This window comes from Pseudoalteromonas sp. MER144-MNA-CIBAN-0113 (assembly GCF_040308965.1).
GTDB classification, from domain to species: Bacteria; Pseudomonadota; Gammaproteobacteria; order Enterobacterales; family Alteromonadaceae; genus Pseudoalteromonas; species Pseudoalteromonas tetraodonis.
This window is the reverse complement of sequence record NZ_JBEOOG010000420.1, coordinates 1-261: the sequence shown is the minus strand read 5'-3', so window position 1 is coordinate 261 and position 261 is coordinate 1. Positions and strand designations below refer to the sequence as shown.

General features: G+C 37.5%; 1 protein-coding gene. It reads left to right on the top strand.

Annotation, left to right across the window (positions count from 1 at the left end):
* Positions 1-70: 70 nt before the first annotated feature.
* On the top strand, positions 71-261 hold a 191-nt coding region (locus tag AAEY57_RS20315), incomplete at its 3' end, for a hypothetical protein (RefSeq protein ID WP_350608700.1).

The following is a 261-nucleotide window of genomic DNA, read 5'->3' as shown; positions in this document are numbered from 1 at the left end:
ATACAGCTCTTGAAACAGTAAGCCAAGAACTCGGTCATTTCCGCCCTGACATTACCGAGATCTATTTACGATGAAAACAACTTATATTGCCTTTTTAATTCTTATTGCTGCATGCCTAGGGCTTTGGCATTCAATCGATGTACTGAGTAGTACAACGCTTTTAATAGAAGAAAATGGGGATTATTTTAGAGATAACTACACAACGACAGAACGCTTTTTAGAATTATGGCCAATCAGCATAATTGTTGGGTTAGTTGTAGC